Source organism: Bradyrhizobium sp. USDA 372 (assembly GCF_053629095.1).
In genome coordinates, this window is the sequence record NZ_JBRJHR010000001.1 from 7010657 (window position 1) to 7027277 (window position 16621).

The 16621-nt window shown below is 62.9% G+C and carries 17 protein-coding genes; 6 read left to right on the forward strand and 11 right to left on the reverse strand.

The genetic code is table 11. The annotated features are described in order from the left end of the window. Positions 1-52 precede the first annotated feature (52 nt). Complete coding sequence (oxlT, locus tag AB7M16_RS32705) at positions 53-1342, reverse strand: oxalate/formate MFS antiporter (RefSeq protein ID WP_172784267.1); 1290 nt, start codon at positions 1340-1342, stop codon at positions 53-55. On the opposite strand from oxlT, the gene AB7M16_RS32710 reads away from it, so the two are divergent. Next, a complete protein-coding gene (locus tag AB7M16_RS32710) occupies positions 1332-1784 on the forward strand; it encodes a hypothetical protein (protein WP_453946486.1) in 453 nt (150 codons plus the stop codon). The genes oxlT and AB7M16_RS32710 overlap by 11 nt on opposite strands. Here the strand turns inward: AB7M16_RS32710 and AB7M16_RS32715 are convergent. The 4 genes from AB7M16_RS32715 to AB7M16_RS32730 form a co-directional block, all read right to left on the reverse strand. Continuing rightward, positions 1754-3253, reverse strand: coding sequence for a tripartite tricarboxylate transporter permease (locus tag AB7M16_RS32715; protein ID WP_172784268.1), 1500 nt, complete (start codon positions 3251-3253; stop codon positions 1754-1756). The two genes, AB7M16_RS32710 and AB7M16_RS32715, sit on opposite strands and share 31 nt — an antisense overlap. 42 nt (positions 3254-3295) lie before the next feature. Beyond that, entirely contained in the window at positions 3296-3793 is a 498-nt protein-coding gene (locus AB7M16_RS32720; protein WP_212256896.1) for a tripartite tricarboxylate transporter TctB family protein, read from the reverse strand. Positions 3794-3889: 96 nt separating this feature from the next. Then, the gene (locus tag AB7M16_RS32725; RefSeq protein WP_172784270.1) at positions 3890-4897 is read right to left on the reverse strand and encodes a Bug family tripartite tricarboxylate transporter substrate binding protein; all 1008 of its coding nucleotides are present in this window, start codon (positions 4895-4897) and stop codon (positions 3890-3892) included. Positions 4898-5359: 462 nt separating this feature from the next. Then, on the reverse strand, positions 5360-5500 hold the full coding sequence (locus AB7M16_RS32730; protein ID WP_172784271.1) for a hypothetical protein: 141 nt from the start codon (positions 5498-5500) through the stop codon (positions 5360-5362). 356 nt (positions 5501-5856) lie between these two features. Here AB7M16_RS32730 and AB7M16_RS32735 point away from each other — a divergent pair, with 356 nt between their 5' ends. After that, complete coding sequence (locus tag AB7M16_RS32735; RefSeq protein WP_453946487.1) at positions 5857-7188, forward strand: Hsp70 family protein; 1332 nt, start codon at positions 5857-5859, stop codon at positions 7186-7188. A gap of 160 nt (positions 7189-7348) precedes the next feature. Here the strand turns inward: AB7M16_RS32735 and AB7M16_RS32740 are convergent, their stop codons facing one another. Further along, positions 7349-7792, reverse strand: a complete 444-nt coding sequence (locus AB7M16_RS32740; protein ID WP_453946488.1) for an SRPBCC family protein — start codon at positions 7790-7792, stop codon at positions 7349-7351. Between the two features lie 341 nt (positions 7793-8133). Next, positions 8134-8823, reverse strand: a complete 690-nt coding sequence (locus tag AB7M16_RS32745; RefSeq protein ID WP_453946489.1) for a hypothetical protein — start codon at positions 8821-8823, stop codon at positions 8134-8136. A gap of 114 nt (positions 8824-8937) precedes the next feature. Between AB7M16_RS32745 and AB7M16_RS32750 the strand changes: the two genes are divergently transcribed. Continuing rightward, positions 8938-9912, forward strand: a complete 975-nt coding sequence (locus tag AB7M16_RS32750; RefSeq protein WP_453946490.1) for an alpha/beta hydrolase family protein — start codon at positions 8938-8940, stop codon at positions 9910-9912. Positions 9913-10079: 167 nt separating this feature from the next. Here AB7M16_RS32750 and AB7M16_RS32755 read toward each other — a convergent pair whose 3' ends face one another. Together AB7M16_RS32755 and AB7M16_RS32760 are read right to left on the reverse strand one after the other, a co-directional pair. Further along, complete coding sequence (locus tag AB7M16_RS32755) at positions 10080-11333, reverse strand: acyl-CoA dehydrogenase family protein (protein ID WP_453946491.1); 1254 nt, start codon at positions 11331-11333, stop codon at positions 10080-10082. A 133-nt stretch (positions 11334-11466) separates the two neighbouring features. Next, positions 11467-12423, reverse strand: coding sequence for a helix-turn-helix domain-containing protein (locus AB7M16_RS32760; protein ID WP_453946492.1), 957 nt, complete (start codon positions 12421-12423; stop codon positions 11467-11469). Positions 12424-13752: 1329 nt separating this feature from the next. Between AB7M16_RS32760 and AB7M16_RS32765 the strand changes: the two genes are divergently transcribed. The 3 genes from AB7M16_RS32765 (at position 13753) to AB7M16_RS32775 (ending at position 14607) form a co-directional block, all read left to right on the forward strand. Then, positions 13753-13962, forward strand: a complete 210-nt coding sequence (locus tag AB7M16_RS32765) for a cold-shock protein (RefSeq protein WP_172784278.1) — start codon at positions 13753-13755, stop codon at positions 13960-13962. Positions 13963-14075: 113 nt separating this feature from the next. Continuing rightward, complete coding sequence (locus AB7M16_RS32770; RefSeq protein WP_453946493.1) at positions 14076-14336, forward strand: transcriptional regulator; 261 nt, start codon at positions 14076-14078, stop codon at positions 14334-14336. Positions 14337-14382: 46 nt separating this feature from the next. Continuing rightward, positions 14383-14607, forward strand: coding sequence for a hypothetical protein (locus AB7M16_RS32775; RefSeq protein ID WP_172784280.1), 225 nt, complete (start codon positions 14383-14385; stop codon positions 14605-14607). Between the two features lie 80 nt (positions 14608-14687). On the opposite strand, the gene AB7M16_RS32780 is transcribed toward AB7M16_RS32775, so the two are convergent. Both AB7M16_RS32780 and frc read right to left on the reverse strand, forming a co-directional pair. Further along, positions 14688-14870, reverse strand: coding sequence for a hypothetical protein (locus tag AB7M16_RS32780; RefSeq protein ID WP_025035185.1), 183 nt, complete (start codon positions 14868-14870; stop codon positions 14688-14690). Between the two features lie 422 nt (positions 14871-15292). Continuing rightward, positions 15293-16570 carry a formyl-CoA transferase gene (gene frc / locus AB7M16_RS32785; protein WP_172784281.1) on the reverse strand — a complete coding sequence of 426 codons (1278 nt, stop codon included), beginning with the start codon at positions 16568-16570 and terminating at the stop codon, positions 15293-15295. Positions 16571-16621 lie beyond the last annotated feature (51 nt).

The window sequence follows — 16621 nt, forward strand, 5'->3', positions numbered from 1 at the left end:
CCCGGCCGTTGAGGCCGGGCGGTGGTGTTTGGAAGCCGCTGCTTGGGGCGGGTCAGATCGTCGATTTGGCGACCACGACCTTGCGCCAGGGCTTGAGCACGGCGATCGCCAGCAGCGAAGCCAGGATGTTGGCGCCGGCCGCGATGATGAACACGCTGTCCCAGGTGCCCGACGACTGCTGCATGTAGTTGGCGATCGGCACCAGCAGCGCGGCGGTGCCCTTCGCGGTGTAGAGCAGGCCGGCATTGGTGGTCGCGAACTTGGCGCCGAACGTGTCGGTGCAGGTCGAGGGGAACAGCGAGTAGATCTCACCCCAGGCGAAGAACACGAAGCCCGAGAGCAACACGAACCAGACCGGATCGTGACCCCAGAGATAGAGCATCCAGATGCCGAACCCTTCCATGCCGAAGGCGATGAACATCGTGTTCTCGCGGCCGATCATGTCGGAGATCCAGCCGAAGAACGGACGCGTCAGGCCGTTGAGCACGCGGTCGATCGTGGCCGCGAAGGTCACCGCCGTCATCGTCACCGCCATCAGCGTCACCGGCACGCTGTCGACCTTCCAGTCAACCGCGATCGGCTTCAGGTTCGCGGTGACCATCAGTCCACCCGCGCCGACGATCACGAACATGAAGTACATCAACCAGAAGATCGGCTGGCGCAGCACTTCGGTCGGCTGATAGTTGCGCCGGGTCTGGATGATATTGGCATTCGCCACCACGTTCGGCACCTGACCCGCTTTTGGCGCGAGCAGGAAGAAGGCGAGGATGCAGATGATGATGCCTTGCCCAAGGCCGAAATACAGAAAGGTGGTCTGGAATCCGCTGTCCTTGATCATCGCCTGGATCGGCGCGACGGTCAGCGCAGAGCCTGCGCCGAAGCCGGCCGCCGTGATGCCGGCCGCAAGACCGCGCTTGTCCGGAAACCATTTCAGCGCGTTGCCGACGCAGGTGCCGTAGACGCCGCCGGCGCCGATGCCTGCGATGATCATGCCGAGATAGTAGCCGTTGAGCGAGGTCGCCTGCGCGTTGATCGCCCAGCCGATGGCGCAGAGCACGCCGCCGACCAGCACGACGATGCGCGGGCCGTATTTGTCGACGAACCATCCTTCGATCGGCACCAGCCAGGTCTCGAACAGGACGAAGAGCGTGAAGGCCCATTGGATCGAGGCGCGATCCCAGCCGAACTTCTTCTGGATGTCGGGGACGAAGAACGTCCAGCCATATTGATAATTGGCGATCATCACCATCGCCGCCACACCGATCGCCAATTGCGCCCAGCGATAGGCATCGCTTACGCGTGCGGCACTAGGGGCCGCTGCCGACTGCACCATGTCCGTCATCAAAAACCCTCCCGAACGCGCCGATCATTTTTATGCATGCGCTGGCGGGCATCCTGGTATGCAATATGCCAAGATTCAAGCTGGGATGGGAGGGTGCGGCGAAATAACGCGGGCTTGTTCACATGCGCCAGGAGGGCATGATTGTAAAGCCCCGATCGCGCTCGGCGGACGGCGGCGATTGCAGCTTGTCCAAGATAAATCGTTGGTTTTGCGTTGCTTTTTCTTGGTTCAGCGATACCGCAGGACGCTATTGAAAGCTTATGCGCTCGGAGATTTTTCCACGCCTGCATTGGTCGCGTCCGCCGACGCGCAGTCCGTGGCGGCGGCGCAATTCCTGGAATTCTATATTCCAGAATTCTGGAGTGCGGCAATTTGGCGTTCGCGCCGATGCAGTTTACGCAGATCCCGGCCTTACGCCATCGATGTACGGAGCCGGCTGTAGCCTTCCTGGATCGCGGACCAGAACAGGGCGACCAGGCCGAGCGCCATGATGGTGCTGACGAGGCCGTTGGAGAAGAACACCCCGAGCGAGCCTTGCGAGCCCAGCAGCGATTGGCGGAATGCTTCCTCCGCCTTGTCGCCGAGCACGATGGCGAGCACCAGCGGCGCGAGCGGATAATTGCACTTCTTCAGGAGATAGCCGAGCACCCCGAACACCAGCATCAGCATCACGTCGAAGGTGCTGTTGTGCACCGAGTAGGCGCCGATCGCGCAGAGCACCAGGATCAGCGGCGCGATGATGCCGAAGGGCACGCGCAGGATCGCGGCGAAGATCGGCACGCAGGTCAGCACGACGATGAGGCCGGCGAGATTGCCGAGATACATCGAGGCGATCAGGCCCCAGACGAATTCCTTCTGCTCCACGAACAACATGGGGCCGGGCTGCAGGCCCCAGATCAACAATCCGCCGAGCAGCACGGCGGCGGTCGGCGAGCCGGGCACGCCGAGCGACAGCATCGGCAGCAGCGCCGAGGTGCCGGCGGCATGTGCGGCCGTCTCCGGCGCGATCACGCCCTCGATCTCGCCCTTGCCGAAATTGTTGCCGCGTCGCGCCAGGCGCTTGGCGATGCCGTAGCTCATGAAGGAGGCGGGCGTGGCGCCGGCGGGCGTGACGCCCATCCAGCAGCCGATCAGGCAGGACCGCAGCGAGGTCATCCAATAGGCGGGCAGCTCGCGCCAGGTCTGCAGCACGACGCGAAGGTTGATGCTGGCATTGCCGCCGCGGAATGCCAGTCCTTCCTCCATGGTCAGCAGGATCTCGCCGATGCCGAACAGGCCGATCACGGCGATCAGGAAATCGAAACCGTTGAGCAGCTCAGTGACGCCGAAGGTCAGCCGCAACTGCCCCGTGATCGAATCGAGGCCGACCGCCGCGAGCGCAAAGCCCATCATCATCGCCGCGATGGTCTTGAACGGCGGCTCCTTGCTGAGGCCGACGAAGGAGCAGAAGGCGAGGAAGTACACCGCGAACTTCTCCGCCGGACCAAACCGCAGCGCAAAGCCTGCGACCAGGGGCGCCACCAGCGTGATCATGATGACGGCAAACAGCGCGCCGACGAAGGACGAGGTGAAGGCAGCCGTCAGGGCTTCGCCGGGCTTGCCCTGCTGGGCCATCGGATAGCCGTCGAAGGTGGTCGCCACCGACCATGGCTCGCCCGGTATGTTGAACAGGATCGAAGTGATGGCGCCGCCGAACAATGCGCCCCAATAGATGCAGGACAGCATGATGATCGCCGATGTCGGCGGCATGCTGAAGGTGAGGGGAAGCAGGATCGCGACGCCGTTGGCGCCCCCTAGTCCCGGCAGCACGCCGATGATGACCCCGAGCGTGATGCCGATCACCATCAGCATGATGTTGTAGGGCTGCAGGGCGACCGCGAAGCCGTGAAACAGGTTGGCCAACTCTTCCATGTCAAAACGTCCTGCAGCAGCAATTGAATGAATGCGTAGCTCTTACAGACCGAGCCATTCCTCGAGCGGCCCCTTCGGCAGCGGGACCAGGAACCAGCGCTCGAAAACGAGATAGGTCACGACAGGCATGCCGACCGCCACCGCGACGACTGTCAGCCAGCGATAGCCGCCGAGCCAGCGCATGAACCAGGCGATGAACACCATCGAGGCGACGTAGAGGCCGATGAACGGCATTGAGCCGACATAGATCGCGGTCGGCACGACGACGCTCATGACCTGGCGCAGCTGCCCCCATTCCGCGAACAGCCGGCCATCGTCGTCGCGCCGCGCATGCCAGAGGTTGATGGCGCTTGCAACGACGATGGCGCTGCCGACATAGAAGGGGAAGAACCCGGCGCGCGGCCCCTCCGCGCCCCAGTTGATGCCGGCCTTCAGGCTGCCGACGATCACGATCAGGCCGAACACGCCGATCAGCAGCGCCGTGCCGATTTCCAGCGTCTTGTGTGCGGGGCCGGACTCGGATCCGGATCGTTCAGTCATGAGCCCTCCAGGCGGAAATCGCAGTGCTGCGCAGTCGAGGAGACGGCCGGAAGCAGCGTCCTCAGCCGTCATCGATGTCGCGGGTCAATTCGCGGATCAATTTCCCGGCGCGAGGAAGCCGGCTTCCTTCATCAGGCCTTCGTGGCGCTTCTCCTCCGCCTCGACCCACTTGGCGTAGTCGGCGCCGGTCAGGAAGGTCGTGTTGAAGGCGCCGCTCTTCATGAACTCCTGCCATTCCGGCGTCGCGCGGACCTTCTTGAACAGCTCGACATAATATTCGATCTGGTCCTTCGTGGCCTTGGGCGACATGAAGATGCCGCGCAGCATGAGATATTCCATAGCCAGGCCCTGCGACTTGCAGGTCGGAATGTCCTTCCAGGCCTTGCCGTCGGCGATCGGCTCGTCATAGGCCATCGGCTGGGCGTCGAAGACGCAAAGCGGACGGAGCTTGCCGCCGCGCCATTGCGCCACCGCCTCGATCGGGTTGTTGACGGTCGAATCGACGTGGTTGCCGACGAGCTGGACTGCGACTTCGCCGCCGCCCTTGTAGGGGATGTAGGTGAACTTGGCGTCGATCGCCTTCTCGATGCCGACCGTGATGATCTGGTCTTCCTGCTTCGAGCCGGTGCCGCCCATCTTGAACGAGCCGCTTGGCGCCTTCTTCGCGGCTTCGACATAGTCCTTGACGCTGTTGTAGGGCTTCTCGGCATTGACCCAGAGCACGAACTCGTCGAGCGCCAGCATTGCGACCGGCGTCAAATCCTTCCAGTTGAACGGAATGCCCGTCGCCAGCGGCGTCGTGAACAGGTTCGAGAGCGTGATGATGATCTTGTGCGGATTGCCCGACGAGGTCTTCACGTCGAGAAAACCTTCGCCACCCGCACCGCCGGCCTTGTTGATGACGACAAGCGGCTGTTTCATCAGATTGTGCTTGGTGACGATGCCCTGGATGGTGCGCGCCATCTGATCGGCGCCGCCGCCGGTGCCCGCGGGCACGATGAACTCGACCGGACGGACCGGCTCCCAGGCAGCCCGGCTTGCGGTGCTGCTCGCGCATGACATCGCGATTGCCGCCAAAGCGACATTCAGAACGAATGGCTTCATCTGTTTCTCTCCCTGTCGAACCCTCAACGCAGCCGCTCTTTGTCGGCTTGCGTCAGCCCATCTCGATTCAAATGCCTGGTGTCACCCATGGTGCCGATTCTCCCATGGCAGTCCCGGTAGAAACTCTATGAGCAGGGACAACGCGCGGCATCCGCTCCTTTCGGCTAAGCCTCGGCCAGGGTTGGTGCAAATGTGCCCCTCGGCTGCTTCCGCTGCGCTACGTCGTCCCCCGCCTTACACCTTTGATTGTTCAATTGGGCTTGCTGGTCGAATGGTATGCGAGATGCCAAGGGGCAAACAATCGGATCGGCGGGCACGTCGGTGGACGAATCGTCGCAGCTGTGGTCGCGCGGAGGCAGCGCGTAAAACGAAAATGGCCCCGATGTGCGGGGCCATTTAATCCAAACAATTGGGTCTCGGGTGGTCTGCGGTCCCGCCGTTGCGCGGGGCCGCCAAGCTGTCTTACAGGCCGAAACGCGGCAGGTCGCCATTGTGGTTCGAGATCTCGGCGCTTGCCAGCAGGAACCGATCGACCGCGGCCATGAACCGGGCGAACAGTGAGGAGGAGGAGGGGGCGAAAGCGACGGAGGCGGTCTTCGACATCGGAATTCCCTTTCTTGAGACGGTCAGCCTTGCTGTCTCATTTCTAGGGGCAATCTATGTATACCAGATGCCAGTGTCCATGCCCGTGGTTGCATAGCAGCATGCAGCCTATCGCATTGCAGCATAATAGTGGGTTAAAGGGTCCGGTTCGGACATAAAGTTGCCGATGCGGACACATGGCGGCGCCTTTCTTGAACAAACGGGCACTAAAGCCGGCTGAAAAAGCGGTCCGAGAGGGGCACCTGGCCCCCGGGCGGTCCGGGTTCCGGCCGTGCTGCAATGCCAGGGCCCTTGGCATGGTCATGCAAAGCCGCTAGTGGTCCGCCCCCTTATCCAATCCTCCCTCAGAGTGGTTCATGTCGAGCGCCTCGCCCGCCGTCTCGATCGGCATCGATTTTGGCACGAGCAACACGGTCGTTGCGCTGGCGGCGGACGACCGCCGCGTCGAGGCCATTCGCTTCGACCATGGCGGGCAGCGCCACAGCGTGTATGTGTCTGCCCTGTGCTTCTGGGAGGACCGGCCGGGCGCCGGCGCCCAGGCCGAGGGCGGGCCGTGGGCGATCGAGCAGTTTCTCGAAGGGCGCCACGTCTATCGCTTCCTGCAATCGTTCAAGACCTTCGCGGCGAGCTCCAGCTTCAATACCACGCAGGTGTTCCGGCAGCGCTACAAGTTCGAGGACATCCTGGCGGCTTTCCTGCGCACGCTGGCGCGCCACGGCGGGGCCAAGTTCGGCTTCGAGGCGGCCAACATCACGGTCGGTCGCCCGGTGCGCTTTGCCGGCGGCAATCCCGACGAGGCGCTGGCGATGCAGCGCTACCGCGCCGCGTTCGAGCGCTTGGGCGCGGGCCATGCGCGCTATGTCTACGAGCCCGTGGGCGCGGCATTCTCCTTCGCCCGCAGGCTGGAGCGCGATGCCACCGTGCTGGTCGCCGATTTCGGCGGCGGCACCAGCGATTTCTCCGTGATGCGTTTCTCGCGTGCGGGCGGCGTGCTTCGCGCCGAGCCGCTCGGCCACGCCGGCATCGGCGTTGCCGGCGACACCTTCGACTATCGCATCGTCGATCACATCGTCTCGCCGCGGCTCGGCAAGGGCTCCAGCTTCCGCTCCTTCGACAAGGTGCTGCCGGTTCCGACCGGCCATTACACCAACCTCGCGCGCTGGCATCAGCTGGCGATGATGAAGAGCAACGGCGATCTGCGCGAGCTCCGCGAGCTCCAGCGCACAGCGCTGAAGCCGCAGCTGCTCGAGGATTTCATCACCATCGTCGATCTCGACCTCGGCTTTGCGCTGTTCCGCGCAGTGTCCGACGCCAAGGTCGCGCTGTCGGCGCAGGACGAGGTGGACTTCCGCTTCAAGGGCGGCGGCGTCGACATCGGCGCGGCCATCACGCGCAAGAAATTCGAAGCCTGGATTGCAGACGACATCGCCCGGCTCGGCGCCACCGTCGACAAGGTGCTGGCCGAGGCCCGTATCGCCTCGCGCGAGGTGGAGAAGGTGTTTCTGACCGGCGGCACCTCGTTCGTGCCCGCGGTCCGGAAATTGTTCGCCGACCGCTTCGGCAACGAGCGGCTGATGTCGGGCGACCAGTTCGAGTCGATCGCCTATGGCCTGGCGCTGATCGGGCACAGTCCGGATCCGGACAGGTGGACCGCAGGTGGGGGGCGCGACGCGAAGTCGGGGATGTAGGGCTGCGGCGATCGCGCAGCAACAGCCGTCATTGCGAGCGCAGCGAAGCAATCCAGAATCCCTCCGCGGCAAGACTCTGGATTGCTTCGCTGCGCTCGCAATGACGATATGGGTCGATCTGCGCATGCAATCGAACAGATCGACCCCGTGGATGCTACGGCTACTGGTTGATCTCCGGCTCGACCAGCCGCGCCAGATTCCGCAGCGACTCCTGCCAGCCGAGATAGCAGGCCTCGACGGGAATGACGTCGGGCAGGCCCGACTGCGTGATCTCGACCTCGGTGCCGACCGAGACCTTCTTCAGGCTCACGGTCACCTCGATCAGGCCCGGCAGGTTGGGGTCGTCGAACTTGTCGGTGTAACGGAGGCGCTCGCCGGGCACGAGCTCGACGAATTCGCCGCCGAACGAATGGCCGTTGCCGGTCGTGAAATTCCGGAACGACATCTTGAACGTGCCCCCGACCTTGGGCTCGAAATGATGCACCGTGCAGGTAAAGCCGTTCGGCGGAAGCCATTTCGCCATCGCGTCGGCTTCCAGGAAGGCGCGATAGACCTTATGCGGGCTGGTGGCGAGAACGCGGTGCAGGCGGACGGTATTGGGCATGGTTGTTATCCCTAGTGATTGATGGGCCCGAGTTGGCCTCTATGGCCCATTGATGTCACGAGGACGACGGGCAAGCCGCCGATCCGACAGGTGGTTTGGATTTTTTTGGGGCCCTGTCCGCTAGACGCAGGGCTATCGCATATGCCTTGTGGCAACGGCCGGTGCGCACGCCTCGTCCTTCGAGACGGCGCTTACGCGCCTCCTCAGGATGAGGCTAATCAGCGTCAGAGCCCTTTGAAACTGCAGCCACGCACTCCGTCCTCATCCTGAGGAGCCCGCCTAAAGCGGGCGTCTCGAAGGATGGCCACAGGGAAAATTCTCAAATGCGATAGCCCTCTCCGCTAGACCGCAGCGACATCTTGCGGGGTCATCGTGAATGCCAGCCTGTAGCGGCCAGTGATGAAATTCTCGCGAGCGCCGGCTGCCTGAAGCGATGACGCCGAAAACTGGCCGGCGATCACGTCCTCGACCACATCGGCATCGTAACCCGACAGCAGCACGATCCAGTCGGCGGTGCTGTCCTTGCCGCGGATCTGCTGTTCGGTGGTGGGCGCACTCGTCCGGGGTGTGTCGGTGAGGAGGAGGTGGGCACCGGTCAGCCCCGGCTTCTGCGCCAACGCGCCGAGCATGTCCGAAAGGCGCGCCTGCAGCGCCGCCTCCCGTCGGGCCTCCGGCGATAGCCTGATGGTGGCCAGCGAAGTCGCCACACCCCCGCCAAAGCTGGCGACGATCCGGCACTGGCTGCGGATCATGCCGAGATGATGCGGCATCATCTCCGTCGACCATGGCGTCGGCGCGTTGAGCCGGTCGAGATAGCCTTTCGATGTGAGGACGTCGTAATGCTCGAGTTCATAGAGCACGAAAAAGCCTTCGGCGTCGGTCGTGCTGGTCCATCGCGACCCGCGCCGAAAGCCTGGAATGCTCATCCGCTCGGGAAAGTGCTCATGCGAATGCCAGTCGCCGAACTCGGTGCGCTGCTCGGGGTGAACGCTCCACCACATTGCAACGGCGGCCTTGCCGAGCAGTGACATGCTGATCTCCCTCTCGTTGTCCGGCAGATTGCTTCAGGATGCGCTCCCGATCAATCAGCCACAATTCCGCTATCGTTCCCCGCTCAGCTTCTGCGCGAAATCGGGGGACTCTCGTTGCGCTGCACGCTTTGGGCTTTTGCCGTCATCATCTGCTGTCTCGGCCCGCCTGTGCAGGCTGCGGGGATTCAGCTTCTTCAGTCCGATCCGGCGCTGTCAGGTGCAATCTGGTATCCGTGCACGAGTGAGCCGACGCATGTGGCGCTCGGCAGTTTGTCGGTCGGCGCCGATTTCGACCTGAAGGGCGCGAAGGATTGTCCTGTCACGGGCGCGAAGCTGCCGCTCGTCATCTACTCGCACGGCCGGGGCGGATTTTTCGGTCAGCAGCACGACACGGCGGAGGCGCTGGCCGATGCCGGCTTCATCGTCGCCGCCATCAATCATCCCGGCGATACGGTCGGCGACTCCTCAAGGCGCGATACCCTGTCGGTTTGGGGATCGCGACCGGCGGATATTGTGCGCCTGCTCGATTTTCTGTTGAACGACTGGAAGGACCGGGCGGCGATCGATCCCACCAGGGTCGGCTTCTTCGGCTTCTCGCTCGGAGGGGCGACTGGTCTCGTGCTGATGGGGACCACGCCGGATTTCGCCAGGGTCGCCAGCCTGTGCAGGGAGACGACCGGCGCGTGCGCGCAGCTTCACAATGGCGAGACGCCGCCTGAGCCGATACGGGATGCGCGCATTCGTGCAGCCGTCATCGTTGATCCTGCGCCGGCTACCCTGACGCGGGAGAACCTCGCTCTCGTCAAAGTGCCTTTCCAGTTCTGGCGATCGCAGTTCGGCGGACCCGGCGTCGGCGACGGTTCGGGCAACGCACGCGTTGCTGAAAGCTTGCCGGGTAAGCCTGACATTCACGTCGTGCCGGCCGGCCACTATGCGTTCCTCGCACCGTGTTCGGCCGATCTCGCTGCGGCCGTTCCGCGCATCTGCACCGATGTGCCGGCAGGCTTCGACAGGGCCGGATTTCATCGCGAGTTCAACGCGGCGGTGGTGGGGTACTTTCATCGACAGCTCGCCGGTGGAGATCAGTGAGCATCGGGCATTCGCGAGGAGCGAGGATGAGGCGACTTGGCTCGGTAATCGGCTGACGCGCTGTCGATGGCATTTCGCCGTGCTTCCCCCGCTGGCCGGCGGCGCTCGGCAGTCAGCCAAACGCGCCTCTCCATCCCGCGCGGCTCACAAGCGACCTCAGAGGCCACCTATGCGCCGAACATGCCGTATGGCGCGGTGAGCGAACTGTAGGACGGACTCTTGATGATATTGTGCAGGTTCCTGCGGCGAGCCCCCATATTGCCGCCATCGTAGAGCGGGAAGCACATCGCATCATTCATCAATTCCGCCAGCGGGTGCATGTCGGTGTAGCTGTCGACACCGACCAGCCGCATGGCGTCATAGACGACATCGACGCAGGTTTCCGAGCAGAACACTTTCGTCATCACGGCAAGTTCGTGCTCCCTGCCTTTGGACAGGTCGAATTGCTGGCAGGCCTTCCAGGTCAGGTACCGGCAGGCCTCGATCTTCATCTTCATGTCGGCCAGCATGTAGCCCACCGTGGAATATTCGATGATCGGATGCGGCCCGGAGCGGGCATCCTTCCGCGCGAACGCGACCGCATGGTCGAACGCGGCGCGCATGACCCCGACGCAGGCGGCCCCGATCAGCGCCGCAGTCCACGCAAAATTGGTCGAGACGATCTCGATCCCGTCTCCCGGCTTGCCGATGATATTGCCGGCGGGAACGCGGACATTCTCGAACTTCATTCGCGGCGAGATCGTAGCCCGATGCCCGGCCGTATCCAGAATCCCCGTCACCTTGACGCCCGGCGTGCTGCCCGGAACCATGATCACGGCCAGGGAGTCCTGTGCGCCCTTGCTCGGATCGGTCCGGCAGACCACTGCGAAGAGATGGCAATTCTTGCCATCCCAGCCGGTGCCGTTGGTGGTGTAGTGCTTTTCACCGTTGATCACCCACTCATCGCCTTCGCGAATGGCGAAGGTCTTCACGCCGAAGCGCGGATCCGGGGCATCGAAATTCGCGCCACCCGTCACCTCGGTGAAGGCGAGTGCGCCGAGCAGGGATCCGTCCTGCATGAAATCGGGAAGCAGGCGCTGCTTCTGCTCCTCGGTCCCGAACATGATGACGGGCTTGACGCAAAGGCCGGTTCCGAGCATCGCACTGGGAACGTTGACGTCGACGACGCACAACTCTTCCGCCGCAAGCGCGAAATCGAGCGTCGAAACGTCGGTGCCGCCGACCTCCTTGGGAAACAATCCCTTCACGAAACCGGCGTCGACGCCCATCTTGTGGAACGGCCTGATCGCATAGAAGCGGTCATCCGGCTTGGCGTAGTTGCGAATGGTCGCTCGGACGTCCTTGAGAGCTGTTTGCGCGAAGGCACGCGCGCCGTCACGAAGCGCGATCTGATCTTCGCTGAGCCTGAAGTCGATTGCCATGGCGATCTCTCCCCGCGAGAAATGAATGCGCGCCGAAGCTAACGCCACGGCGGCGTTCGATCTTGGCTGGGAGTGACGAAAGAGTTGACCTGGAGTGCACTTCTCGCGGGATCGCGCGGGACGTCGCCGGAATCTATTCCTGCCGTTGCCTCAGTCGATATGCGCGCGGCGAAGCTCCGAAGCGCTGGCGGAAACTTCGGTTGAAATGGGAGATGTCGTTGAAACCCCAGCGGTATGCGACATCGGAGATCCGCGATTGCGCTGAAATATCGAGATCGCCTGCGCAACGGAGCAGTCGGCGCTCCAGCACGACCTGACCGAACGATCTGCCCTTTTCCTCGAAGATCCGATGAAGATAACGAACGGAAATCCCGAAATGCGCGGCAACGGACGATGCCGATAGTCCGGCATCGGCCAAATTCGTTTCGACGAACTTCACGATGGCCGCGTAGAGGGCGCGTTGCGCGGATTGGCGCTGCCCAATCCGCGTCGCCTCGGTGGCACCGAGGGACAGTGCAGCCAGGTTGACCACATCGGCCGCGAGCGGCTCGATGGCCTCCGATGGCAGCTCGGCCACGCGCATTGCGATCGATTTCAGGAATCCGATCGTGATCTCGCCCAGTGCCTGATCACCTGACACGCATATACCGGTCGAACAGTCGGGCGTCTGCAGCAACGGCCGCAACATGTGGCGCGGGATACGAAATGAGAATACGTTCCAGTCGTCCATGAAGTCGAGGAAGTAGGGCCGCGTCGAATCCACGATCGCAAACTGGTTCGGGCCGACGATCGTTTCCCGGCCTTCGGTCTCGTAACGGCATCGGCCGCTCAATTGAAGATTGAGGAAATAGACCTCTTGCGGCGACCTGCGGATTTCCGCCTCATCACGGATGACGTGGTGCGCTTTGGACTGGACCGTCGTCACGTTGATGGTTGACAGCGGATGCGCGGTGACGCGACTGGGAAAGCGGCCTCTGTTATGGTCTCGAGGCCGCTCCGGTCTCAGCGTCACGAAGGCTTCGCAGAGGACCTCGCGCCAATAGACGAACTGTTCGTGGTCGGGCAACTCTTCGGTGTTCCAGACTTTCATCGACCACCTCTCTCGGCGCGATGGTTCATCGACAAGCAAAGCCAGTGCCATTCCAGTGGGGTTGCGGCCGCTTCGTTTCTTCTGATCGCCAACGGCTCATCCGAGCCATGACGCGGTCGAAGCTGGCGGGTCGCTCAAGTGTAGTCCGAGCGCCCGTTATGCCGGAGCCGGCAGCCCCGGACGCTTCACCAGCGTAAAGGCCGCAGCGGCCAACGGGCAGAGGACCCCGACGAGAAGAAACGCGGGCACGAGGCTAGGCCCGGGCCAATCCCCGCTCAAGAGCAAATCGACGGCAGAACAGCGGGAGCGCTCCCCGTTCAACGCTACCGCTTCAACTTCCCGGAGAATCGGCGAAGAGTTCGCGCCCCGTTCGCCCGCCTCCACTGGATCAACTCCAGTGGGTTTGACTTACGCTGTCGGCCGATAGCAGCGGCCGCACGTCCACGTCAGCGAACTTCAGGAGGTTGCGCGGAAGCAATCGACCCGTCCGCGGAACAGACGATCAGCTGGATCAGGCTCCCGATGCTCGGCCGATCTCGCCGCGGCCGTTCCGCGCATCTGCACCGATGTGCCGGCAGGCTTCGACAGGGCAGCCCTTCACCGCGACTTCAATGCGGCCGTGGTGCAGTTCTTTCGCGGGCAGCTCGTCAGCGGAGATCGCTGAGCACCCGGTCCAGGTGTTCCGTCATGTCGGAGCTCTCAGGCCAGGAGAGTTCAGCCATGCCTCGATCTCGATGGCCGTCTCGTCCTGCCGTACCCTTCGTAGCAGCCTTTCGCGATGCTGACCGGGAGGAAGCAAGTGGGCTTCATCTCGCGAGCGTCTGGCGTCGTCTGTCAGACGTTGCTTGAGACTTTCGGTTCGCTTGATGTCGTTTTGACGCCGTCCCATGGCGCTGCTCCATGCTGGAGGAGGCGGGAGCGCTATGCGTTCTCATCACCGATGGATGCCACGAGCCGGGCGGTGATGACGAAGTCTACCACAGATCGCGAGAGGATCGATCATTTAGACTTGTCATCTGCCTGGAACTCCGGAGGAGATCATCGCCGCGTCGAAGTGACGCGCGCGCATTGTGACGATCTCGTCTGGCACCTGCGCCAGAGATCAGGAGGCGAATCCTCAAACGCGAAAACGTTCCACCGCAGGCGGGCGCAATTATATACGGCTCGAGCCTTGTAAGTGCTTGCGATGAGGTATACCTTCAATCTATTCGTTCAGCCGCTGTGCTTGTTGAATGCGCCTGCGGGCTCCTTTTCCAGAGACATCGACGAATTGAATCGATCTGCGTGAACGTCACGCGGAATGCGCGCCTATGCGCTTTGGAGAAGAGAATGACGACAGGTACTGTGAAGTGGTTCAACGGCCAAAAGGGCTTTGGATTCATTCAACCCGACGACGGCGGCAATGACGTGTTCGTTCACATCAGCGCGGTCGAACGGGCTGGTCTTGCGGGTCTCGCCGAGGGCCAGAAGGTCAACTTCGAGACCAAGACCGATAAAATGCGGGGCAAGGTCAGCGCAGAGAATCTCTCGCTGGCTTGAGCTCTGTACGGCCGTTTCACGGATGTACTGAAACGGCTATGTGACCCGCTCGATCGTAAGGGATTGAGCGGGTTCTATCCGTTGCCGAGTAGGCGAAAGACGAGCGCGACGCGATGAGCGCCAGGAAATCGGCCGAACCGTCTCCCGAATCCATCGCGCGATCCGAGCGTCAACGCTTGGCCGCCGAAGAGGGCGCGCGGGCGATCGCCGATGTCGAAAGGCGCGCTGTCGATATCCGCAGCAACATGGCGCGGCTGCGCGAGCAGCGTGAGGCCAAGGAAGCAGCCGAGCAAGCAGCCAAGCAAGCAGCCGATGCCAGTTTTCGCGCATCGGCGCCTCCACCGAAGAAGCGCACGAGGAAATTGCCGAGATAGCCGAATTCGACAGTGCAGACAAAAGGGGCCGTTCACATGCGAATGAGTGCAAGTCGTGCCTAGGATCAAACCGGACGGCGGCGGCACAATCACCTTCTTTCTTGCGCTCGGCGCGGGCCGACAGCTGTGCCGTCTTGCGACGACCTTCCAGACGCAGAAGCAGGCCTTCAGCTACCTTCAGAAATATCGGACGGAGTTCGAGCGCATCGCGCGGGCGCGGCTGGCTTCCGGGGAGCTCGAGGACGGGGTCATCGTACTCTCGATGCTCTGAAGCTTACCAAGGTCGGTCTCTCTTCGTCCACAGAGATTGCCTGGCCGTGTCGAAGTAATAACGCGGGCACCGGCAATCCCTTATCTGCGGCGATTTCCCTGCTCGGCCTCTCGCGCCAGCCGTTCCGCCTTCAGGCGCTCGCGATTTTCGTGATGGGATTGTTGCGCCTTTGCATAGTCGGTCATCGGCTTCTTGGTCTCGACCGGCTTGAATGCCTTGTTGGCCTCCCGCAGAGCCCGGGACGCGGGATGATCTCTCGTCATGTCGACCTCGATGTCGGCGAAGGGGAACGCGGCTCGAAACACGCCCGAGCCGGCGTGTCCAGCTCGCGAGCCGGTAGCGTTAGACTTGTCGTCGGATGGCCGGCTGCGCTCCGAGCGTGCTCCGGTGCAGGAGACAACGAGGCGCAACCCGGTCGGTTCCAATTAGGCGGCTTCAATTCGGCATTGATGCTTGCTCGGCTCGCACTGACTCGCCTGGCGACCATGGCATAATACCCCTGTTTTGCCCGACGGGTCAGGATTTTTTTCGTCGAATCAGAAATCCCGTTGCGTGCCAATGGGATGGCTACTGTGCATGGGGTTGTTTTCCGAGTTTTGATTTCGAGCCTGCGGCTGCACGCCTTTCCAAGCAAAAAGGGCCGCCCCTTCGGGCGGCCCTTTCGTCTCGTGCAATGTGGGGTCGCTTACTCCGCGGCCTGCTTCTGCGGCGGGTCGAGCGCGCCGGACTTGTGGATCTCGGCGACCTGGTGATCGCTGAAGCCAAGCACCGAGCGCAGGATCTCGTCGGTGTGCTCGCCGAGCAGCGGCGAACGCGTCACGTCCGCCGGCGAGTCCGACAGCTTGATCGGGTTGCCGACCGAGACGTACTTGCCGCGGGTGGGGTGGTCGACCTCGACCACGGTGCCGGTGGCGCGCAGCGACTGGTCTTCGGCGATCTCCTTCATCGACAGGATCGGGCCGCAGGGGATGTCGTCCTTGTTGAGGATCTCCATCGCCTCGAACTTGGTCTTCGTCATCGTCCATTGTTCGATGCGGGCGAAGATCTCGTTGAGGCGCGGCAGGCGGGCGGCCGGCTTGGCGTAATTCGGATCGGTCTTCCAGGTGGGCTCGCCGATCACGTCGCAGATCTTCTCCCAGACCGGGGCCTGGGTGATGAAATAGATGTAGGCGTTGGGATCGGTCTCCCAGCCCTTGCACTTCAGGATGCGGCCGGGCTGGCCGCCACCGGAGTCGTTGCCGGCGCGCGGCACGGCGTCGCCGAACGGCACGCCTTCGCCGAACTGGCTGTATTCCTTGAGCGGGCCGTGGGCGAGGCGCTGCTGGTCGCGCAGCTTGACGCGGCAGAGGTTGAGCACGCCGTCCTGCATCGCGGCGGTGACGCGCTGGCCCTTGCCGCTGTGGGTGCGCTGATAGAGCGCGGTGACGATGCCGAGCGCGAGGTGCAGGCCGGTGCCGGAATCGCCGATCTGCGCGCCGGTGACGAGCGGCAGGCCGTCGCGGAAGCCGGTGGTGGAGGCGGCGCCGCCGGTGCACTGGGCGACGTTCTCATAGACCTTGCAGTCCTCGTACGGTCCGGGGCCAAACCCCTTGATCGAGGCGACGATCATCTTCGGGTTGATCGCCTGGATCTTCTCCCAGGGGAAGCCCATGCGGTCGAGCACGCCGGGGCCGAAATTCTCGACCAGCACGTCGCACTTCTTGATCAGCTCGGTCAGGACTTCCTTGCCCTTGGGGTTCTTGGTGTCGAGCGTGATCGAGCGCTTGTTGTGGTTGAGCATGGTGAAATACAGGCTGTCCACGTTCGGGATGTCCTGCAGCTGGCCGCGGGTGATGTCACCCACGCCGGGGCGTTCAACCTTGATCACGTCGGCGCCGAACCAGGCCAGCAACTGCGTGCAGGTCGGTCCGGACTGGACGTGGGTGAAGTCGAGAATGCGAACGCCCTCGAGCGCTTTGGTCATCATATTGCTCCGTACTCTGTCTGCCCCTGCTAACCACAGGGAATAAGGGTT